We start from the raw sequence: 21,789 nt of genomic DNA on the forward strand, positions 1-21,789 counted from the left end.
CGCCCTTCTTTAGTGCAAGCGGACGCATCAGAAGGTGTAGCTGATACCACTCCACAGCAGAACCTGAGAACTTTTGTCGACCATCGGGCTGTCTTTAATTTCATCACCCAGACGGACATAGCGCCCGGAAACGGTGGCGTTCCAGCTGTCGCTGATTTTCCAGCCACCGGTCAACTCCAGATACGGGCTCCAGCTGTCATCCGGATCGTAGCGATTAAGCCCACTGCGATCGGATTCAGCAGAAGAAATACCATAGTAGTATTTGTTCTGGTTAGAACTGTTCCATAGCGCACCAATACCCGGGGTCAGACTGAACTGGCCAAATTCGAAGCGGTAAAGATAAGTCAGGTCCCAGATAATGCCGTTACTGTTGTCGAGGACATCGCCCGCCAGCGTGGTACGTACGATACCCCAGTCAGCCGTATGGCGATAGGATACGCCCCCCATCAGCGTCATATGACGCTTGTTCAGCGATTTCATATCACCGTCGTCAGCATCGTCGGGGTCGTAGTTCTGCGGTGAACCCAACACCGTCAGCGACAGCTGATCCTGGCTGTCTTTCCACAGGTAATAACCTGCCTGCAGGGTGTTCAGATAGAAACTGTCACCGTCATAGTTAACGATCGGCACAGGATAGTATCGGTCCTGGCCGCTTTTATAGGGACTCTGGCTGTAAATTACGGAGGCGCCCAGCGTTAGCGGGTTAGCCTGTGCGACAGGGGCCGCAAAATACAGAGGTAAAAATGCAGCAAGCGCGGTAAGTTTGAAATGGTTCACAAATAAATCGTTCCGTAAATATAACAATCAGGCTGGTAAGTTTAACCGTGATATCAATACGTGATCATAAATTTACATAACTTGTAGCACTCATAATCAATTTTTAAGCACGAAATATCCGCTTCTTTAGCACCGGGTTATTTTTGACCCGCAGTACCCGGCGGGCCTGGAAAACGTGCTGCTTAGCGCTTTTCTAACTTTGTTATTGAAATTTCATCGAAAATGCTCGCTGCTTCAGGAAATTTTTTAATATGCGATCTACGCTTAATCGTAAGACCTAAATTTTAACGAGCAGAGTAACCAAAGAAGTGTGTTTCCCGATAAAAAAAGTCAGGTTGGCATAAGGGTTGCTGTACTCATTAATAAGTTCCTTCAGGGGCTATCGCGTTAGGCTCCTGGTACCTGTGCTAAAAACGAAAGGACGGGCATCGCTATGAATATATTCGATCACTATCGTCAGCGTTATGAAGCTGCCAAGGACGAAGAGTTCACACTGCAGGAATTTCTTACCATTTGTCGGCAGGATCGCAGTGCATACGCCAACGCGGCGGAACGATTGCTGATGGCAATCGGTGAACCCGTAATGGTCGACACCGCTCAGGAGCCTCGCCTTTCCCGGCTGTTCTCTAACCGTGTGATTGCTCGCTACCCGGCGTTTGAAGAGTTTTACGGTATGGAAGAAGCGATTGAACAAATCGTCTCCTACCTGAAACACGCCGCGCAGGGTCTGGAAGAGAAAAAACAGATCCTGTATCTGCTGGGGCCAGTTGGTGGCGGTAAATCCTCGCTTGCGGAACGCCTGAAATCGCTGATGCAGCGCGTGCCTATCTACGTGCTGAGCGCGGATGGTGAACGCAGCCCGGTTAACGATCATCCGCTGTGCCTGTTTAACCCGCAGGAGGACGCCAACATTCTTGATAAGGAGTACGGCGTTCCTCGTCGCTACCTGGGTACAATCATGTCGCCGTGGGCAGCGAAACGCCTGCATGAGTTTGGCGGAGATATCACCCGCTTCAAGGTCGTTAAGGTCTGGCCGTCAATTCTGGAACAGATTGCGATTGCCAAAACCGAACCGGGTGATGAAAACAACCAGGACATCTCCGCGCTGGTGGGTAAAGTGGATATCCGTAAGCTGGAGAATCACGCCCAGAACGATCCTGATGCCTATGGTTATTCCGGCGCGCTGTGCCGGGCGAACCAGGGGATCATGGAATTCGTTGAGATGTTCAAAGCGCCGATTAAAGTGCTGCACCCGCTGCTGACCGCTACGCAGGAGGGCAACTATAACGGAACCGAAGGCATCTCTGCCCTGCCGTTTAACGGTATTATTCTGGCGCACTCTAACGAATCTGAGTGGGTCACCTTCCGCAACAACAAGAACAACGAAGCGTTCCTCGACCGCGTGTACATCGTCAAGGTTCCATACTGCCTGCGGGTTTCCGAAGAGATTAAGATCTACGAGAAACTGCTGGTGAATAGCGAACTGACACATGCACCGTGCGCACCGGGCACGCTGGAAACACTGGCCCGTTTCTCGATCCTTTCGCGTCTGAAAGAGCCGGAAAACTCCAGCAGCTACTCGAAAATGCGGGTCTACGACGGTGAAAGCCTGAAAGATACCGATCCGAAAGCCAAGTCGTACCAGGAGTACCGTGATTACGCCGGTGTGGATGAGGGAATGAACGGGTTATCTACCCGCTTTGCCTTTAAAATCCTCTCCCGCGTGTTTAACTTCGACCATGTTGAAGTGGCGGCGAACCCGGTTCACCTGTTCTATGTTCTGGAACAGCAGATAGATCGCGAACAGTTCCCGCAGGAACAGGCTGAGAAGTACCTTGAGCACCTGAAAGGCTATCTGATCCCGAAATACGCCGAATTTATCGGCAAAGAGATCCAGACCGCCTACCTGGAATCTTACTCCGAGTACGGCCAGAATATTTTTGACCGCTACGTGACCTACGCTGATTTCTGGATACAGGATCAGGAATACCGTGACCCGGACACCGGACAGCTGTTCGATCGTGAATCACTGAACGCCGAGCTGGAAAAAATCGAGAAGCCCGCCGGGATCAGCAACCCGAAAGACTTCCGTAATGAAATCGTCAACTTCGTGCTGCGCGCCCGGGCACATAATAATGGCCGTAACCCGAACTGGACCAGCTATGAGAAGCTGCGTACCGTGATCGAGAAGAAAATGTTCTCTAACACGGAAGAGCTGCTGCCGGTCATTTCGTTTAACGCCAAAACATCCACCGATGAGCAGAAAAAACACGACGATTTCGTCGACCGCATGATGGAGAAAGGCTACACCCGTAAACAGGTTCGCCTGCTGTGCGAATGGTATCTGCGCGTAAGGAAGTCATCCTGACGTTTGCGTAAGTGCTTAACCCTTTGGGCCCGACAGAGATTGCTCTCCGGGCCCACAACGGCAGCAAAATCGCAACGAGTGCATCACACGGGTTAAGACCCGTCTGCAACGTAGTATGGGGGAGCTATGGCCTATTTTATCGATCGGCGTCTTAACGGCAAAAATAAGAGCGCGGTAAACCGCCAGCGCTTTTTGCGCCGCTATAAGTCGCAAATCAAACAGTCGATCTCCGAGGCCATCAACAAGCGTTCGGTTACCGACGTAGAAAGCGGTGAATCCGTCTCAATTCCCGTTGAAGATATCAACGAACCGGCTTTCCATCAGGGGCGCGGCGGCCTGCGTCACCGTGTACATCCAGGCAACGATCACTTTGTGCAGAACGACCGCGTTGAGCGCCCTCAGGGTGGCGGCGGTGGCAGCGGCAGTGGCCAGGGTAATGCCAGCCAGGACGGTGAGGGGCAGGATGAGTTCGTTTTCAATATCTCAAAAGATGAGTATCTTGATCTGCTATTCGAAGACCTTGCCCTGCCGAATCTGAAAAGGAATCAGCATCGTCAGCTCAATGAGTATAAAACCCATCGCGCCGGTTATACCGCCAACGGCGTTCCGGCCAATATCAGCGTCGTCCGTTCGCTGCAAAATTCTCTGGCACGCCGCACGGCGATGACCGCCAGCAAACGCCGCTCGCTGGCCGAACTGGAAGAAACGCTGAAAACAGTGGAGAACAGTGAACCGGCTCAACTGCTGGAAGAGGAACAACTGCGCAAGGAGATCGCCGAACTTCGCGCACGCATCAAGCGCGTGCCGTTTATCGATACCTTTGATTTACGCTACAAGAATTTCGAAAAGCGCCCTGAGCCTTCCAGCCAGGCGGTGATGTTCTGCCTGATGGACGTTTCAGGTTCAATGGATCAGGCCACTAAGGATATGGCAAAACGCTTTTATATTCTGCTGTATCTGTTCCTCAGCCGAACCTATAAAAACGTGGATGTGGTTTACATTCGACACCATACGCAGGCGAAAGAAGTCGATGAGCAGGAATTCTTCTATTCGCAGGAAACCGGCGGTACGATTGTTTCCAGCGCCTTAAAACTGATGGATGAGGTGGTCAAAGAGCGTTACGACCCGGCGCAGTGGAATATCTATGCCGCGCAGGCCTCCGATGGCGACAACTGGGCTGATGACTCCCCACTTTGTCATGAGCTGCTGGCAAAAAATATCCTGCCGGTGGTGCGTTACTACAGCTATATCGAGATCACCCGGCGTGCACATCAGACTCTGTGGCGCGAGTACGAGAATCTGCAAACCCGCTTCGACAACTTTGCTATTCAGCACATACGTGAACCCGAGGATATCTATCCGGTGTTCCGTGCCCTGTTCCAGAAGCAGGTTGAAGAAAATTACTAAACCCGTATGCGTCGGTAGCGCCCTGCTACCGGCGTAAAATCCCGGGGACGACTGTTCTTTTTGCCCGATTACGGCCTTAATGCGTGCCAGTCAGCAGAAAAATTCCCTTTAGCGCACTCAGCGGTATTCACCACAGCTGTTTTTACGCTATTTTATCCCCTGAATTCAATCGAGTGAGATCGATTCTAAATTTCTTGCTCTGTCACGCACACTCTGTAAAAAAGTATTTTAATCTGTTGGGAGAAACGCCTTTTGGAAGCCAGCGCGATTTACAATTTATTCATCATTGGTTCAGTGCTGGTTGCCGCAAGCATTCTGCTGAGTTCCTTTTCCTCCCGTCTGGGTATCCCTATTCTGGTTATCTTCCTCGCGCTCGGTATGCTGGCGGGCGTTGATGGCATCGGTGGCATTGTCTTTAACAATTATCCGGCGGCCTATCTGGTCAGTAACCTTGCTCTGGCAGTGATCCTGCTGGATGGCGGTATGCGTACCCAGGCCAGTTCATTTAAGGTGGCACTTGGCCCTGCACTGTCGCTGGCGACGGTGGGTGTGCTGATCACTGCCGGTCTGACCGGTATGGCCGCCGCCTGGCTGTTTGATTTAAATATGATGAACGGCTTCCTGATTGGGGCGATTATTGGCTCGACGGATGCGGCAGCGGTCTTTTCGCTGCTCGGCGGTAAAGGGCTCAATGAGCGCGTCAGCGCTACGCTGGAAATTGAATCAGGCAGCAACGACCCGATGGCGGTGTTTCTGACCATAACCCTGATTGATATGATCCTGAAGGGGCAGTCAGGGCTGGATATGATGTTCTTTGTGCATCTGATCCAGGAATTTGGTCTTGGCATTGCGCTGGGGATTGGCGGGGGTTGGGGCCTGCTACAGCTCATCAACCGTATTTCTCTACCGGCCGGAATGTACCCGCTACTGGCGCTAAGCGGCGGTATCCTGGTGTTTTCCCTGACCACCGCACTGGAAGGCAGCGGTATTTTGGCGGTGTATCTCTGCGGTTTTGTCCTCGGCAACCGGCCGATCCGCAGCCGCCACGGTATTCTGCAAACTTTTGACGGCATGGCATGGCTTAGCCAGATCGGTATGTTCCTGGTACTGGGTCTGCTGGTCAATCCGCTCGATCTCTGGCATATCGCCGTACCGGCAATGTTGCTGTCACTGTGGCTGATACTGTTGGCGCGCCCACTTTCGGTTTTAGTCGGACTGCTGCCGTTTCGCGGTTTTAATATCCGTGAACGCTTCTTTATCAGTTGGGTTGGGCTGCGTGGCGCGGTACCGATTATTCTTGCCGTCTTCCCGATGATGGCGGGTCTGCCCCACGCCTCGCTGTTCTTTAATATCGCCTTCTTTGTTGTGTTGGTATCGCTGATCGTTCAGGGAACCTCGCTGGGCTTTGCTGCCCGTAAAGCCAGGGTAATCGTACCGCCTACGGCTTCACCTGTTTCTCGAATCGGACTGGATATCCATCCTGAAAACCCGTGGGAGCACCTGGTTTATCAACTCAGCGCGGATAAATGGTGCGTCGGTGCCGCCCTGCGCGATCTGCATATGCCGCGGGAAACACGCATCGCCGCACTGTTTCGCAATAACCAACTGCTGCACCCGACGGGCAACACGCGCCTGCGCGAAGGGGATATTCTGTGTGTGATTGGGCGCGAGCGGGATCTGCCTGCATTGGGCAAACTGTTCAGCCAGTCACCGCCGGCCGATCTCGATCAGCGATTCTTCGGCGACTTTATTCTTCAGGCCGATGCGCGGTTGCAGGATGTTTCTGAAATCTACGGCATCGATCTGGATGAAGAGCATGACAGACAGCAAACGCTCGGGCAGCTGGTTTCCGACATCATTGGCGGTGCTCCGGTCGTAGGCGATCAGGTTGAGTGGAAAAATCTGATCTGGACCGTGGCGGAAAAAGAAGACAACACAATTATTAAAGTTGGGGTTCGCGTACAGCAGGATAAAGAGTAATTCTGCGGTGTAAGGAGATAAATCCCGGTCTCCTTACACTTTATGCTTTTCTTTTCCGTGGGTAATCTCTACCCTGTACGGCTTGCTTTAATTTGGATCTTACTTCTGCCATGCAAAAATTCACCCTGCTGTTGCTCAGCCTGGTTCTGCTCGCCCCGCTGGGCATCGATCTGTACCTGCCTACTCTGCCGGACATTGCCGTTGGATTAAATACCCCCGTGGCCAATATCCAGACCACAATCCCCCTGTTCCTGCTGGTGATGGGCCTTGGGCAGATTGTCGCCGGGCCGCTGGTCGATAATCTGGGGCGCAAACCTATTGCCATCATCGGCCTGCTGCTCTACGTTGCCGGTAGCGTACTGGCTGCCACCGCTGACGTCTGGCTGCAGTTCCTTGCCGCACGTATTATCCAGGGCTGCGCCGTGTGCTGTACGGCGGTGGTGGCCTTTAGCGGCGTACGCGATCGTCTGAACGGCGATGATGCCGCCCGCGCCTACGGTTTCCTTAACGGCGCGTTGAATATCGTTCCGGCGCTGGCCCCGCTACTGGGTGGTCTGCTGGCTGAAGCCTTTAACTGGCGCGCGCCGTTCTGGTTCCTGACCCTCTACGCACTGTTTATTGGCCTGCTGGTGGTGTTCTTCCTGCCGGAAACGCGCCCGGCAGATACACAAAAAGTGAAAGGGCTGCCGCTGCGCCAGTACTGGCAGATACTGCGTCAGCCGCGCTTCCTGGCCTTTGCTTTCGCTAACGCCGGTGCGCTGGGTATGGTGCTGACCTACGTTTCACTGGCACCTAACGTATTGATGACCGAAGGCCGCCTGTCTGCTCTGCAGTTCTCAATTGCGTTCGGTGCGAACGGCTTCTGGATTATGCTGGTTAGCGTGCTGGTCAATAAGGTGATTCGCAAGCTGGGCCGTCCGATCTGTCTGGCGATTGGCGCACTGGCAATGACCACGGGAGCCGTGATGCTGACAGCTGGCATGTGGTTGCTGCCCGATGCATGGCAGACGCACTGGGCGCTGTATATGCTGCCTGTTGCTGTGTCGGTTGCCGGTCTGGCCTTTACCGTGGGTCCGGCCACCAGCTATGCGCTGGAGCCTTACCAGCAGCAGGCCGGTGTGGCTTCCGCACTGGCGGGCTTTATTCAGATGGCTGGGGGATCGTCAGCGGGATTATTGATGATGGCTCTGCCTCTGGCAGAAAAATCAGCGCTGGCGCTGATGATGGTAGCGGGTGCGCTGCTGGCATTTATCGCCTGGCGCTTCAGTAAAACCGTGCGCGGCACGCTGACCGCGCTCTGATTTCAGACTATCACACCACAACAACCGGCACTCTCGGTGCGAGCGCACACATCAGCTCATACCCGACGGTGCCGGATGCCGCTGCAACATCATCTATCTTGACGTGATTACCCCACAGCTCCACCGCGCTACCGATACCGGCCTGCGGGCAAGGCGTTAAATCAACGGTAATCATATCCATGGAAACGCGGCCAACGATGCGGGTCATGACACCGTCAACCATCACCGGCGTACCGGTTGGTGATATGCGCGGATAGCCGTCAGCATAGCCGCAGGCAACCACACCAATGCGCTGTTCCTCACTGGCACGATACAGGCCGCCGTAACCTACCCGTGCCCCTGGCCCCAGCTGCTGCACGCCAATAATTTCACTGGTTAAAGTCATCACAGGCTTCAATCCGTTACCGGCGATGTCCTGCCACTGCCCGCTGGGTGACGCACCATAGAGAATAATACCAGGGCGAACCCAGTCGTGGTGAGTTTGCGGATGCCACAGTGTCGCGGCTGAGTTAGCGAGGCTGCGCGGGCAATCCAGCCCTTCAGCCGCCTGCTCAATGCGTTGCAGAGGCTCGGCAATGCCTTCCGCCGTTTCCGCTTCGGCGAAGTGCGCCATCAGCGTAATTTCACCCACGTTAGGCAGTGAACGCAGTTTCTGCCATGCGTTATGTACCTGCTCCGGCTGGAAGCCAAGCCGGTTCATACCGCTGTTCATCTTGAGGTAAATATCCAGCGGCGCGGAGAGTTTGGCCTTTGCCAGCGCCTGAATCTGCCAGTTACTGTGCACGCTGGTGGTCAGGCGATAGCGATCGAGTATGTCCAGATCCTCCGGGTGGAAAAATCCTTCCAGCAACAGGATAGGTTTCTTCCATCCGCGTTCGCGCAGCAGGATCGCCTCTTCAAGATCCAACAGCCCAAAACCATCGGTTTCCTGCAGGCTCTGCCAGACGCGCTCAATGCCGTGCCCGTAGGCATTGGCTTTAACCACTGACCACAGGCGCGAGCCGCCTGCAGCCTTGCGGGCAACGGCCAGGTTTTGCCGCAACGCGGCGGTATCGATCGTTGCGACAATCGGACGCGACATACTCTCTCCTTGAACTTTCAATACGGTAAGTTAACGGATACTGGCACCGTGTAATGAGCGGGCCGGCGTTGGCGTATAGCCCGGTAAATAGCGCATTACCGACAGATCTTCCGCCATAATTGCCGGCGTTTTACCCGTAATAATATCCGCCAGAAGCTGACCGGAGCCGCAGGCCATCGTCCAGCCCAGAGTACCATGACCGGTATTAAGATACAGGTTTTTCAATGGAGTACGACCCACGATCGGTGTGCCATCCGGGGTCATCGGGCGCAGCCCGCTCCAGAATGTTGCCTCGGCAACATTACCCCCGTGCGGGAACAGATCGCGTACAACCATTTCCAGGGTACCGCGGCGTGCCGGTAATAATTTCGTATTATAGCCAACTATTTCCGCCATTCCGCCGACGCGGATACGATTATCAAACCGTGTGATCGCCACCTTATAAGTCTCATCCAGCACGGTGGAAACCGGCGCGGCGCTCTCGTCGGTAATCGGTACGGTCAGCGAGTAGCCTTTCAGCGGATAGACCGGGATTTTGACGATGTCGTGCAGCAACGCGGTGGAGAACGATCCGAAAGCCACCACGTAGGCATCTGCGGTAATGATTTCCTCGCCGCACTTCACGCCGCGGATCTGGTTTCCTTCCTGCAGCAGTGCATCCACCTGCATGTTGAAACGGAAGTTCACCCCCGCTTCCGCCGCCATTTTGGCCAGACGCTGAGTAAAGAGCTGGCAGTCGCCGGTTTCATCATTCGGCAGGCGCAGACCGCCGGTGAGTTTATGCTGCGTGGTAGCCAGCGCAGGTTCGACCCGAGCCAAATCGGCGGCTTCCAGCAGTTCATAGGGCACGCCCGCGTCTTTCAGCACGGCAATATCCTTCGCCGCGCTCTCATACTGCTGCGCGGTACGGAACAGCTGTAACGTGCCGCCCTGGCGGCCTTCATACGCGATACCGGTGTCCTGACGCAGCGCTTTCAGGCAGTCACGGCTGTATTCGGACAGGCGGACCATACGGCTTTTATTCTGCTGGTAATGGCTCATGTCGCAGTTGCGCAGCATTTTCCACATCCACTCGAGCTGGAAGCGGCTGCCGTCAAGGCGAATCGCCAACGGCGCGTGGCGCTGAAACATCCATTTAACCGCTTTCAGCGGCACGCCCGGTGCTGCCCACGGTGCGGCATAGCCCGGAGATATCTGCCCGGCGTTGCCAGCACTGGTTTCCAGCGCCGCATCCGGCTGGCGATCGATAACCGTAACCTCGTGGCCCGCCTGCGCCAGGTACCACGCACTGGCCACGCCGACCACCCCACTACCGAGAATGACAACACGCATACCGAACCCCATCTGGCTTTCAAAAGAACATTACACTACATGAGAGCTTTTATTACCGAGTAAACCACCAGGAAAAGCACTCACTCTCCGCTGACAAATTTCACATATTTTTCACCCAGCCAGCGAATAAAAACAAGATATCACTACGAATACAGTCAAAAATCCTTCATTTTTCATAATTACAGCATCTTAAAAACAATTTTTGGAATAAAACGCCTGTTAACAGCACAAACCTTTCACATCATATCTTTTGGTTATAAACAGGATTTAATTCTGAAAAATAGTTACTTTTGGGCATTTCCCATCACAGAAAAATCTTTTTTTAAATCGCGCTCTATTTTCTGTCGAAGATTTCATTTGTTTTCACGAGAGGGATAAGAGACAGTGAACTATCATTGAGATATTGGCTTTTATTCCAGGCTTATCAACGCGACACGAATGCGGGGGTGAGTTGACATGAAAACGGACATTTTGTCGCTACGTGCTGTATCGCCAGAAACCGGTTTTATAAAAAGGGGTGCGCTATGACAACGATCTTTGACGTTCCAATTACGGACAGCAAACGACTCAATGATGGACCAGACTGGACGTTCGACCTGCTTGATGTATATCTGAAGGAGATCGATCGCGTTGCCAAATCCTACCGACTGGATACCTACCCTCATCAGATAGAGGTCATTACCTCAGAGCAGATGATGGATGCTTACTCCAGCGTGGGGATGCCAATCAACTATGCGCACTGGTCGTTCGGCAAAAAATTTATCGAAACCGAACAGCGCTACAAGCACGGTCAGCAGGGGCTGGCCTATGAAATTGTTATCAACTCTAACCCCTGCATCGCCTACCTGATGGAAGAGAACACCATGACCATGCAGGCGTTGGTGATGGCGCATGCCTGCTATGGTCACAACTCCTTCTTTAAAAATAACTATCTGTTCCGCAGCTGGACCGATGCCAGCTCCATTGTTGACTATCTGATTTTCGCCCGGAATTACATCAGCGAATGTGAAGAACGCTACGGGCTTGAACAGGTTGAGCGGCTGCTGGATTCCTGCCATGCGCTGATGAACTACGGCGTTGATCGCTACAAACGACCGCAAAAAATTTCGCTACAGGAAGAGAAAGCACGACAGAAGAGCCGCGAGGAGTATCTGCAAAGCCAGGTCAATATGCTGTGGCGTACCCTGCCGCGCCGTGAGCGCGAGGAAACACAGTATTCAGCCGCCCGCTATCCGTCTGAGCCGCAGGAAAATCTGCTGTACTTTATGGAGAAAAACGCGCCACTGCTGGAACCCTGGCAGCGTGAGTGCCTGCGCATCGTCAGAAAAGTCAGCCAGTACTTTTACCCGCAAAAGCAAACTCAGGTAATGAACGAAGGCTGGGCAACGTTCTGGCACTACACCATCCTGAATCATCTGTATGACGAAGGAAAAGTCTCTGAGCGCTTTATGCTGGAGTTTCTGCACAGCCATACTAACGTGGTGTATCAACCGCCGTATAACAGCCAGTGGTACAACGGTATTAACCCTTATGCACTGGGCTTTGCTATGTTCCAGGATATTCAGCGCATCTGCCAGCATCCGACCGAGGAGGACCGCTACTGGTTCCCGGATATTGCCGGTAAGGACTGGCTGGAAACCCTGCATTTTGCCATGCGCGAATTTAAGGACGAGAGTTTTATCAGCCAGTTCCTGTCACCTAAGGTGATGCGAGATTTCCGCCTGTTCACCGTACTGGATGACGATCGCAATAACTATCTGGAGATTGCCGCAATTCATGATGAGGCAGGCTATCGGGCCATTCGGCAGCAGCTTTCCGCACAGTACAATCTGAGCAATCTGGAACCTAACATTCAGGTTTACGATGTGGATCTGCGCGGTGACCGTTCGCTGACGCTGCGCTACGTGCCGCAGAATCGCGCTCCTCTGGATAAAAGCCGCCGCGAGGTTCTTAAGCACGTTCATCGGCTTTGGGGCTTTGACGTTACGCTTGAACAGCAGAATGAAGATGGTAGCACCGAAATTCTTGACCGCTGCCCACCGCGCCCGAGTACCCCGCTCTGACGACTTTTTTCTGACGAATGTCTAACTAAAAACGCCCCCGAAGAATAGATTTCATTCGGGGGCGTTTTATATTGAGCTGACCGTCAGCGGCGCGGCGGCGGCAGATCCGTCGGCATACTGACCTGCATAGCATGCCAGATTTCACCGCTGCGGCGGCCGTAGTCACGAACGATGTCGGCGATCTGTTCGTGCTCGTGAGAATGACAGATATGCAGCAGGTGCTGATAAAAATCCTGCGCTACGCGGCGGGCTTCGGGGTTAGAGAAATAGTGGCGTCCAACCCGGGTATATAGCCCTCTTAGCCCATTAAGTATTAAACCGTAGATCGGGTTACCGGAAGCAAAGGCAAGACCACGGAAGATACTGTAATCCAGCTCGGTGTAGGCTTCTGCGTGGTCGTCAATATCGCGGGCGGTTTCCAGCACTTCTTTCGCCTTTTCAGGATAACTGCGAATCGCCCGTCGAATAAAGATGGAGGAGATATCGGTACGCACGGAGAGCAGATTATCAATCAGCTGAGGCACGCTGTCATGATCAAGCCGGGCGAGCGTTTCAAGAATACTCAGTCCGGAGGTTTCCCAGAAGTTATTCACTCGCGTCGGTTTACCGTGCTGAATAGTCAGCCAGCCATCGCGGGCCAGACGCTGCAACACTTCACGAAGCGTGGTGCGCGTAACGCCAATTAACTCAGAGAGTTCACGTTCAGCAGGCAGTATCGAGCCAGGGGGAAAACGGTTATTCCAGATACTTTCTATTATATATTCTTCCGCGAAACCGGCAGGGCTCTGTGCCTTGATGACCATAAGCTTTTTGTTTCCATTGCGTTCATAACTGCAAAAATTCATCTCATCATACCAGAGGCCCCAGGCTACACATAGCTCATGGCAAGAGGAAAATGTCGATCGCCAGCAAAAAAATAAGCTTTATCCTGGTCTTTATACGGCGTTTATTCCCTTTTGTCCGTTCGGATTGAACACGTGTCTTCGCCAGCGTCTTTTTTCGTACCAATTTTAATTTAAGTCATTTTGCTGCCTAAATTTTTCTTGCCCCGAGGCTGGAATACGGCGGCATTTGGTTTACACTGCCGAATCAACGCTTACTACACGGATAGACTTATGTTGAGATACCTGAATCGCTGTTCATATGGCCGGGGTGCCTGGCTGTTAATGGCGTTTACTGCTTTTGCCCTCGAATTGACGGCGCTCTATTTTCAGCATGTGATGTTGCTTAAACCCTGCGTAATGTGCATTTACGAACGTTGCGCGCTGTTCGGTATTATGGGCGCCGGTCTCGTTGGCGCTATCGCACCAAAAACGCCGCTGCGCTGGGTGGCGATTCTGATCTGGCTGTACAGTGCGTGGGAAGGTGTTCGTCTGGCCTGGGAACACACCATGCTGCAGTTGCATCCGTCACCCTTCGTGACCTGCGACTTTGCGGCACGTTTCCCGTCCTGGCTACCGCTGGATAAATGGCTGCCTTCGGTATTCGTTGCCAGCGGCGACTGTGCAGAACGCTCATGGACGCTGCTGAATATGAGTATGCCGCAGTGGCTGGTAGGAATCTTTGCTGCCTATCTATTAGTGGCCGTACTGGTGCTAATTGCCCAGGCGTTTAAACCGAAAAAACGCGATTTGTTCTCGCGCTAAATGATAAGGCCAGCAAATATGCTGGCCTTATTCTCTTTACGCGACTGACTGATACTCAGTTGCCGTATCCACGTGGGCGATTGATGATGTGCTCTTCCCAGTCCACTACTTCACTTTCATGTACCGCAATATGGCGCACTGAGATCCTTGCAGCGTGCATTGCCGCACGCGATCCCTTCCGTAAAGGATGCCAGACCGGCAGCGTTTTGCCTTCTGCCAGCACGCGATAGGCGCAGCTTGGCGGCAGCCACGAAAAGGTCGGCAGATTATCACGCGTCAGCTTGATGCAGTCCTCTTCCAGCTCAAAACGGTGCTCATAGTTTCGGCACTGGCAGGTTTTGATGTTCAGCTGATTACAGGCGACATTGGTAAAGTAAATTTCATCCGTGTCGGCATCCTGCAGCTTGTTCAGGCAGCACTGACCACAGCCATCGCACAGGGATTCCCATTCCTCATCGCTCATCTGCTCCAGCGTTTTTTGCTGCCAGAAAGGGTTATCAGTCATGTCGGTGTCCGGTAAAAGTAAAAACCCGCACCTTATAAAGGGTTTGGGCTGAGTATGCAAGTTTTACAGTACTCGGGTAGCAATACCGTGGCCGCCGAGCGACAGTTCCAGCTTATCGCCAGAGACCATCGGCCCAACGCCTTCTGGCGTACCGGTCAGGATCACATCGCCAGCGCGCAGGGTGAAAAACTTGCTCATATAGGCAATCAGCGGCAGGATTTGGTGGATCATATCGGCGGTACTGCCGTGCTGGCGAACTTCGCCGTTGACGATCAGTTTAAGCTCAACGTTTTGCGGATCGGCAGTAAATTCATTGCGCGGGATGAAACCGGAGATTGGGCAAGAGTTATCAAACCCTTTCGCTTTCTCCCACGGCTGACCGGCCTTCTTACAGCCCGCCTGGACATCACGCAGGGTTAAATCCAGCGCTACGCCGTAGCCTGCAATGGCCTGAGCCACATGCTCTTCGCTGGCATGTTTTAACGTGGCACCAATCAGCACCGCCAGTTCCACTTCATGATGTACGGCACCGAGACCCTGCGGGATGGATAGCGGCTGACGGATATCGCACAGTGCGGTTTCCGGTTTGATAAACAGTACAGGTTCGGTCGGGGTCGCGCTGCCCATCTCTTTTATATGTTTGGCGTAGTTACTGCCAACGCAAACCACTTTATTGACCGGAAAATCTAACAATGCGCCTTGCCAGTTGTGATGCTGATACATGTTTTTCCCCTGCTTTGTTGAACGGCAGCCTCGACTATAAGCCGCGACCACCCCGTTTTACTGTGCGATAGCATCGGCCATCATGCCAATACTAATGGCAAAATAATAAGATCGATTCCAGTGCATTAGCGTACGGAAATTGTCATAAACCATAAATGAACGACCATCACCATCTTCAGGCGTGATGATCCACGCGCGTCCAGGTGCATTTCCCTGCGATGCCGCTTTGACGGTTACGCCAAGCTGCTGCCACTGTAGCGGCGTTTTCGCCTGTGCGTTTTTCAACCCGCTTAATTCGGTATCAAATCCCTGCGGCAGGGTGACTTCCGTTCCCCATCCCTGCCCGGCTTTCCAGCCTTCTTTCTGCAGATAGTTGGCGATGGAGGCAAACACGTCGTCAACGTTATTCCAGATATCTATTTTGCCGTCGCCGTCGCCGTCCTTACCGTAGTTCAGGAATGAACTGGGCATAAACTGGCTTTGCCCCATCGCACCCGCCCACGAACCCTTCAGCTCATCTGCTGTCATGCCCTGCTGCTGAATGATTTTCAGCGCGGCCATCAGCTCTTTTGTGAAGAACGCTTCACGACGTCCCTCAAAGGCTAAGGTAGCGAGTGCCGAAATCACGTCCTCTTTGCCCTGAATGGTGCCGAACTGGCTCTCCATTGCCCACAGCGCAACAATATACGAAGGCGAAACACCCGACGCTGCCGCAACGCTATCCAGCTGTGCGCGATACGCGGTGAGCCTGTCACGCCCCTTCTCAATTTTGCCCAGTGTCAGTACGCGGCTGAGATAATCGTTAAGCGTTACTTTATGTTCAAGCTGGCTGCGATCGGATTGTATCGCGCGGTCAACAAAATGAACGCCGGTGAAGGCGGTATCGATCGTCGCCTGATTGAACCCCTGCAGGCGAGCGGTGGCTTTAAGCTGTTCAACATAGCCGGGGAACTGTGCGGGATCGCGCCCCTGCTGTGACAGCGTAGCACTGCCCGAAGAAGATAATGCGCCAGGTGGGATTGCAGCATAACTTAAACTCATGCTGCTCGAAATAGACAACAAAGTTAACAGCGTGGTAAGGAGTGGCAATTTCATGCATGCATCCTTTAATCACTTCACCCGCGCCGGATTTAAATGCTCAACCCGGCGCGGGTGATATATTTACAGACGATTCCTAGTTAAACTTTTTTATGATTTTCCAGATGCATCTTCAGCAGACTTTCCGGTGGCGGCGGCATTTGTAAATAAAATCCTTCATCACGTAATGCAGCTTTAACTTTTTCGATATCAGCGCTTACCAGCTTCTTACTGCCGTCCAGCGGCAGCAGCATCGCCAGCTGCGGTTTGCCAAAGCCATTCATCAGAGCTTCAGGGACCCGGGAAAAATCGTCTTTTTTTTCGACATAAAGATAAGTCTGGTCGCGTTTAGTACTTCGATAGATCACACAAAACATATTTTTTACTCGAATTAACCTGGAAGGTAGCTTGCCTGGATATTACAGTAACTATAACATGCTTACAGAACTTCGGAATATTGTCCTGATTTGATTAACCAGCACAATGTGCGGCTATTTTAGACGGGATGATAAATAACAGGACTGAACGGGACAGATGCCACAATCGCCAATTGAGTTAAAGGGCAGCAGTTTTACACTTTCTGTCCTACATTTGCACCATACCGATCCTGCCACCGTCCGTAAGGCGCTGGCGGAAAAGGTCAGCCAGGCTCCGGCCTTTCTGAGAAATGCGCCCGTCGTTGTCAATGTCTCAGCGTTAACCCGCGATGTTAACTGGCGGCAGATGCAGCAGGCCATCGTGGGTTCAGGCCTGCATATCGTCGGCGTCAGTGGCTGTAAAGATGAACAGTTAAAGCGCGCGATTTCACGTTCAGGGCTGCCATTATTAACCGAAGGTAAAGAAAAAAAGCCTGCGGGTGATGTGCAACCCGAAGTTCCGGTTGTCGTACCCGCAGTTCCAGCCGCAGCGGCTGAGCCCTCGGTCGAGAGAACCCGGGTGATTTCCACGCCTGTTCGTTCCGGGCAACAAATCTATGCCAAAAACTGCGATCTCATCGTCACGAATAATGTCAGCGCGGGCGCCGAACTGATTGCGGATGGCAATATCCATATTTATGGCATGATGCGCGGCCGTGCCCTCGCCGGAGCCGGTGGCGACAAAGGCAGCCAGATTTTTTGCACTAATTTATCAGCGGAGCTGGTTTCCATAGGCGGTGTGTACTGGATTATGGACCAGATACCGAACGAGTTTTTCGGAAAAGCTTCTCGTCTTTGTCTCAAAGACGGTGAGCTGACCATTCAGACATTGAACTGAGCCATGCTCGCAAGCCCTTTCTTTTCTAAGGAAATTACTATATGGCACGCATAATTGTTGTTACATCGGGTAAAGGAGGCGTTGGTAAAACCACGTCCAGCGCGGCCATCGCTACCGGTTTAGCGCAAAAAGGAAAAAAGACGGTTGTTATCGACTTTGATATCGGCCTGCGTAACCTCGATTTGATAATGGGCTGTGAGCGCCGCGTTGTTTATGACTTCGTCAACGTGATCCAGGGTGATGCCACGCTGAATCAGGCGTTAATCAAAGATAAGCGCACCGACAATTTGTTTATTTTGCCCGCATCGCAAACCCGTGATAAAGACGCACTGACCCGCGAAGGCGTGGAAAAAGTGCTGAACGATCTCGCCGCTATGGAGTTCGACTTTGTCATTTGTGATTCACCGGCTGGGATTGAAACCGGCGCGCTGATGGCGCTCTATTTCGCTGATGAAGCGGTGATCACCACCAACCCGGAAGTATCTTCCGTGCGTGACTCCGACCGTATCCTCGGTATTCTGTCGTCGAAGTCTCGGCGGGCGGAAAATTCGCAGGATGCCATCAAAGAGCATTTACTGCTGACCCGCTACAACCCGGGCCGCGTGAGCCGTGGCGATATGCTGAGCATGGAAGACGTGCTGGAAATTCTGCGCATTCCTCTGGTCGGGGTCATCCCTGAGGATCAGTCCGTACTGCGCGCCTCAAACCAGGGCGAGCCTGTCATCCTCGATACCGAATCCGATGCAGGCAAAGCCTATGCTGATACCGTTGACCGCCTTCTTGGAGAAGAACGCCCCTTCCGCTTCATTGAAGAAGAGAAGAAGGGATTCCTGAAACGCCTGTTTGGGGGATAAACCATGGCCTTACTCGACTTCTTTTTATCCCGAAAAAAGAGCACTGCTAACATAGCCAAGGAACGGCTGCAGATTATCGTTGCAGAACGCAGAAGGGGGGACAGTGAACCCCAGTATCTGCCTCAGTTAAAAAAGGATCTTCTGGAAGTCATCTGCAAATACGTAAAAATCGATCCGGAGATGCTCAGCGTCAAGCTGGATCAAAAAGAAGGTGATATTTCCATTCTGGAGCTGAACGTTACGCTGCCTGAGTCGGAAGAAGCCGATAAATGATCCTCTCCGGCTCATAATCTTCCCCTGCGCAAAGGCAGGGGAAAATTGTTTGCCGTCAGTCCGCGTTAAGGATTTCGTTAATCCCCGCCTCCAGCAGCGTGCCCCGCCAGCCATCGATCAGCTCCGGTTTACGATCCCGCGGTTTGAGTTGCCAGGACCAGCTCAGCAATTGATTAATCTGACGGCGTGATGCCAGCAGCTCCTGGCTGACGCCATGCTGTTCCGCCGCACTGGCCACCAGCGCTTTAATCGCTTTGAACACCGACTTATAGCGCGGATGGTCAATCAGGTTGGCAACCGGCTCCGGCAGTTCGCTCTCGTCCAGCGCTTCGGCTTTCGCCACCATCGCCAGCAGCGCCCGTCCGTGGAAGCGGATCTCCTGCCCCGGCACGCCGAGATGTTCCAGCTCGCCCAGCGAGCCCGGCAGGTAGCGCGCAATTTTCCATAAATTCTCTTCACGCACCACAAAATTCACCGCCATATCCTTTTCGCGCGCCGTCTCCAGACGCCATGCGGCCATCAGACGTAACGCGGCCAGCTGGCGCGGCCGCAGCTGCCAGGCGTTGGTAATTTCACGATAAGCATCCTGCGGGTCGAGCTGTGTGGTACGGCGCTGGCACAGCAGGCGGCATTCATCCAGCGCAGCGGCCATCTGCCCGGCGGTTTCCGTTTCGGCCATCAACTTGTGTGCGATGGGAAGCAGATAGAAAACGTCAGCGGCAGCGTACTGGCACTGTTTCTCCGTCAGCGGGCGCGCCATCCAGTCGGTACGAGATTCGCTTTTGTCCAGGGCGATACCGGTAAAGGATTCAACGATAGTGGCAAAGCCGCAGGAAAGGGGACGACCGGAAAAGGCTGCAAGGATCTGAGTATCAATCATCGGGTCAGGAAGTTCGCCAAACTCATGCAGGAACACTTCCAGGTCTTCGCTCCCTGCATGCAGGAACTTGACGATTTCACGATCCTGCAACAGGTCACGGAACGGTTTCCAGTCTCCGATGGTCAGCGGATCGATTAGCGAAATCGTCTCACCGTCAAAAAGCTGAATCAGGCCCAGCCGGGGATAATAGGTGCGCGTGCGAACAAATTCGGTATCCAGCGCCAGTGCCGAAACCTGACGGGCACGCTGGCAAATCTCGGCCAGCGCTTCGTTGCTGGTAATCATGGTGTAATTCAAAATAACAGTCTCTTGTCGCAGGCAGCATCGCGGCCTGCCTGTGCAGGTGTTAGAAATAATAATGCCGGGTGCATCCCGGCATTTTTTCCCCGTCGCCCCGACCACAACGATGATGCAGCCGGATAGCAACGGAGTATCGATATCGCGCAGTCGTTCCCTCAGACTGCCGTTTTTTGCGCCGCCTTAATCGCTTCATCGCGCAGTTCCCGGCGCAGAATTTTTCCGACGTTGGTCTTCGGCAGCTCTTCACGGAACTCCACAATTTTCGGAACTTTATATCCCGTCAGATACTTTTTACAGTGCGCTATCAGCTCTTCTTTAGTCAGGGAAGCATCCTTCTTCACCACGCATATTTTCACCGACTCGCCGGCTACGTCGTTGGGAACGCCGATTGCGGCGGCTTCCCGCACTTTCGGATGCAGCATCAGCACATCTTCGATTTCATTGGGATAAACATTAAACCCGGAAACCAGAATCATGTCTTTTTTACGGTCAACGATGCGAAGAAAGCCTTCATGATCAACGGTAACAATATCGCCGCTGCGAAGCCATCCATTTTTTAAAACTTCATCCGTCGCGTCAGGGCGCTGCCAGTAGCCCAGCATCACCTGCGGTCCTTTAATGCACAGCTCACCCGGTTCACCCGGCGCGACCTCATTGCCCTCATCGTCAACCAGCTTCACATCGGTCGACGGCACCGGCAGGCCGATGCTGCCGTTGTGGCACTGGATATCGTACGGGTTGACCGAAACCAGCGGCGAGCACTCCGTCAGGCCGTAACCCTCCAGCAGATAGTGCCCGGTCAGTTTTTCCCAGCGCTCAGCAACGGACTTCTGTACAGCCATCCCGCCCCCTGCCGAAAGACTGAGGCTGGAGAAATCCAGCTTGTTGAAGCCTTCATCGTTCAGCAGCGCGTTGAACAGCGTGTTAACGCCGGTAATGGCGGTGAAGGGGTATTTTGCCAGCTCCTTAACCAGGCCCGGAATATCACGCGGGTTGGTGATCAGCAGGTTGGCACCGCCGAGATCGATAAACAGCAGGCAGTTAACCGTCAGCGCGAAGATATGGTACAGCGGCAGTGCCGTGACCACCGTCTCCTGCCCTTCTTTCAACAAAGAACCGTAGGTGGCACGGGTCTGTTCAAGGTTGGCCTGCATATTACGGTGGGTGAGCATAGCACCCTTCGCCACGCCGGTGGTACCACCGGTGTACTGCAGAAACGCCAGGTCATCATTAATGACGTCCGGCTTGGTGTAATCCAGACTCGCCCCGCGCTGCAGAGCCTGACGGAATGAAATCGCCCCAGGCAGATGATACTTGGGCACCATCTTTTTGATGTACTTCACCACGAAGTTAACCAGCGTGCCCTTTGCCGTTGACAGCTGATCGCCAAGCCGGGTGAGGATCACATGCTTAACCTGCGTTTTCGCGACAACTTTTTCCAGCGTGTGGGCAAAGTTGGAGACAATCACAATAGCGCTGGCACCGCTGTCATTCAGCTGATGTTCTAATTCTCGCGGGGTATAAAGCGGGTTAACGTTGACCACCGTCATTCCCGCTCGCAGTATGCCAAACAGGGCAATGGGATATTGCAGCAGGTTGGGCATCATCAGCGCCACACGGTCGCCTTTCTTCAGCCCCAGTTCCTGTTGCAGATAGGCGGCAAACGCCCGGCTGCGAATATCAAGCTGTCGGTAAGACAGGCTCTGCCCCATATTGATGAACGCCGTCTGTTCGGCATAGCGCAGTACCGCGTGTTCAAACAGGTCAATGAGGGAGCGGTAACGGTCCGCATTAATTTCTGCCGGAACATCGGCCGGATAACGGTTAAGCCAGACCTTTTGCAAGGAGTCACCTCGAAAATGAGTATTAGTAGTCATCGCAGCTCAGCCTCTGATTTCTGTTAACATTATTTTAACTCAGCGTACCAGTTTGCTCAGCTCTCCGTTTTGAGGTTGCGAAGCCCATCAC

General features: G+C 53.2%; 19 protein-coding genes. 9 read left to right on the plus strand and 10 right to left on the minus strand.

What is annotated here, in order from left to right; translation table 11 throughout:
- Window positions 1–27: 27 nt before the first annotated feature.
- Complete coding sequence (locus IBT47_RS04850) at window positions 28–777, minus strand: MipA/OmpV family protein (protein ID WP_105595248.1); 750 nt, start codon at window positions 775–777, stop codon at window positions 28–30.
- A gap of 433 nt (window positions 778–1,210) precedes the next feature.
- Between IBT47_RS04850 and yeaG the strand changes: the two genes are divergently transcribed.
- From yeaG to IBT47_RS04870, 4 genes are all read left to right on the plus strand, one after another.
- On the plus strand, window positions 1,211–3,145 hold the full coding sequence (yeaG, locus tag IBT47_RS04855) for a protein kinase YeaG (RefSeq protein ID WP_105595249.1): 1,935 nt from the start codon (window positions 1,211–1,213) through the stop codon (window positions 3,143–3,145).
- Window positions 3,146–3,271: 126 nt separating this feature from the next.
- Window positions 3,272–4,552 carry a YeaH/YhbH family protein gene (locus IBT47_RS04860; protein ID WP_200559624.1) on the plus strand — a complete coding sequence of 427 codons (1,281 nt, stop codon included), beginning with the start codon at window positions 3,272–3,274 and terminating at the stop codon, window positions 4,550–4,552.
- A 252-nt stretch (window positions 4,553–4,804) separates the two neighbouring features.
- Window positions 4,805–6,532 (plus strand): potassium/proton antiporter, encoded by a 1,728-nt coding sequence (locus IBT47_RS04865; protein WP_200559625.1) that lies wholly within the window; start codon window positions 4,805–4,807, stop codon window positions 6,530–6,532.
- 110 nt (window positions 6,533–6,642) lie between these two features.
- Complete coding sequence (locus IBT47_RS04870) at window positions 6,643–7,833, plus strand: multidrug effflux MFS transporter (protein ID WP_200559626.1); 1,191 nt, start codon at window positions 6,643–6,645, stop codon at window positions 7,831–7,833.
- A 10-nt stretch (window positions 7,834–7,843) separates the two neighbouring features.
- On the opposite strand, the gene dadX is transcribed toward IBT47_RS04870, so the two are convergent.
- Together dadX and IBT47_RS04880 are read right to left on the minus strand one after the other, a co-directional pair.
- Complete coding sequence (gene dadX / locus IBT47_RS04875; protein WP_200543841.1) at window positions 7,844–8,914, minus strand: catabolic alanine racemase DadX; 1,071 nt, start codon at window positions 8,912–8,914, stop codon at window positions 7,844–7,846.
- Between the two features lie 30 nt (window positions 8,915–8,944).
- Window positions 8,945–10,246, minus strand: a complete 1,302-nt coding sequence (locus tag IBT47_RS04880) for a D-amino acid dehydrogenase (protein ID WP_200559627.1) — start codon at window positions 10,244–10,246, stop codon at window positions 8,945–8,947.
- Between the two features lie 524 nt (window positions 10,247–10,770).
- On the opposite strand from IBT47_RS04880, the gene IBT47_RS04885 reads away from it, so the two are divergent.
- Window positions 10,771–12,309 carry a SpoVR family protein gene (locus tag IBT47_RS04885; protein WP_105595255.1) on the plus strand — a complete coding sequence of 513 codons (1,539 nt, stop codon included), beginning with the start codon at window positions 10,771–10,773 and terminating at the stop codon, window positions 12,307–12,309.
- 83 nt (window positions 12,310–12,392) lie between these two features.
- Here the strand turns inward: IBT47_RS04885 and fadR are convergent, their stop codons facing one another.
- On the minus strand, window positions 12,393–13,112 hold the full coding sequence (fadR, locus tag IBT47_RS04890) for a fatty acid metabolism transcriptional regulator FadR (RefSeq protein WP_105595266.1): 720 nt from the start codon (window positions 13,110–13,112) through the stop codon (window positions 12,393–12,395).
- Between the two features lie 312 nt (window positions 13,113–13,424).
- Between fadR and dsbB the strand changes: the two genes are divergently transcribed.
- Window positions 13,425–13,955: a disulfide bond formation protein DsbB gene (gene dsbB / locus IBT47_RS04895; protein ID WP_105595256.1), complete on the plus strand. Its 531-nt coding sequence runs from the start codon at window positions 13,425–13,427 to the stop codon at window positions 13,953–13,955.
- A 55-nt stretch (window positions 13,956–14,010) separates the two neighbouring features.
- Here the strand turns inward: dsbB and IBT47_RS04900 are convergent, their stop codons facing one another.
- The 4 genes from IBT47_RS04900 to IBT47_RS04915 all read right to left on the minus strand — a co-directional run bounded on the left by IBT47_RS04900 (window position 14,011) and on the right by IBT47_RS04915 (window position 16,637).
- On the minus strand, window positions 14,011–14,460 hold the full coding sequence (locus tag IBT47_RS04900; RefSeq protein ID WP_105595257.1) for a YcgN family cysteine cluster protein: 450 nt from the start codon (window positions 14,458–14,460) through the stop codon (window positions 14,011–14,013).
- Between the two features lie 63 nt (window positions 14,461–14,523).
- Window positions 14,524–15,183, minus strand: coding sequence for a fumarylacetoacetate hydrolase family protein (locus IBT47_RS04905; protein WP_200559628.1), 660 nt, complete (start codon window positions 15,181–15,183; stop codon window positions 14,524–14,526).
- A 57-nt stretch (window positions 15,184–15,240) separates the two neighbouring features.
- Window positions 15,241–16,278: a lytic murein transglycosylase gene (locus IBT47_RS04910; protein ID WP_200559629.1), complete on the minus strand. Its 1,038-nt coding sequence runs from the start codon at window positions 16,276–16,278 to the stop codon at window positions 15,241–15,243.
- An 83-nt stretch (window positions 16,279–16,361) separates the two neighbouring features.
- The gene (locus tag IBT47_RS04915) at window positions 16,362–16,637 is read right to left on the minus strand and encodes a YcgL domain-containing protein (RefSeq protein WP_200559630.1); all 276 of its coding nucleotides are present in this window, start codon (window positions 16,635–16,637) and stop codon (window positions 16,362–16,364) included.
- 157 nt (window positions 16,638–16,794) lie between these two features.
- Between IBT47_RS04915 and minC the strand changes: the two genes are divergently transcribed.
- From minC to minE, 3 genes are read left to right on the plus strand one after another with little or no spacing between them, the layout of a single operon-like run.
- Window positions 16,795–17,514, plus strand: coding sequence for a septum site-determining protein MinC (gene minC, locus IBT47_RS04920; RefSeq protein ID WP_200559631.1), 720 nt, complete (start codon window positions 16,795–16,797; stop codon window positions 17,512–17,514).
- A 41-nt stretch (window positions 17,515–17,555) separates the two neighbouring features.
- Window positions 17,556–18,368 carry a septum site-determining protein MinD gene (gene minD, locus IBT47_RS04925; protein WP_105595262.1) on the plus strand — a complete coding sequence of 271 codons (813 nt, stop codon included), beginning with the start codon at window positions 17,556–17,558 and terminating at the stop codon, window positions 18,366–18,368.
- Window positions 18,369–18,371: 3 nt separating this feature from the next.
- A complete protein-coding gene (minE, locus tag IBT47_RS04930; RefSeq protein ID WP_105595263.1) occupies window positions 18,372–18,641 on the plus strand; it encodes a cell division topological specificity factor MinE in 270 nt (89 codons plus the stop codon).
- A 55-nt stretch (window positions 18,642–18,696) separates the two neighbouring features.
- On the opposite strand, the gene rnd is transcribed toward minE, so the two are convergent.
- On the minus strand, window positions 18,697–19,806 hold the full coding sequence (gene rnd / locus IBT47_RS04935; RefSeq protein WP_200559632.1) for a ribonuclease D: 1,110 nt from the start codon (window positions 19,804–19,806) through the stop codon (window positions 18,697–18,699).
- Window positions 19,807–19,976: 170 nt separating this feature from the next.
- Window positions 19,977–21,665, minus strand: coding sequence for a long-chain-fatty-acid--CoA ligase FadD (gene fadD / locus IBT47_RS04940; RefSeq protein ID WP_200543860.1), 1,689 nt, complete (start codon window positions 21,663–21,665; stop codon window positions 19,977–19,979).
- Window positions 21,666–21,789: the final 124 nt, after the last annotated feature.

Source organism: Erwinia sp. S43 (assembly GCF_016624745.1).
Lineage (GTDB): Bacteria > Pseudomonadota > Gammaproteobacteria > Enterobacterales > Enterobacteriaceae > Erwinia > Erwinia coffeiphila.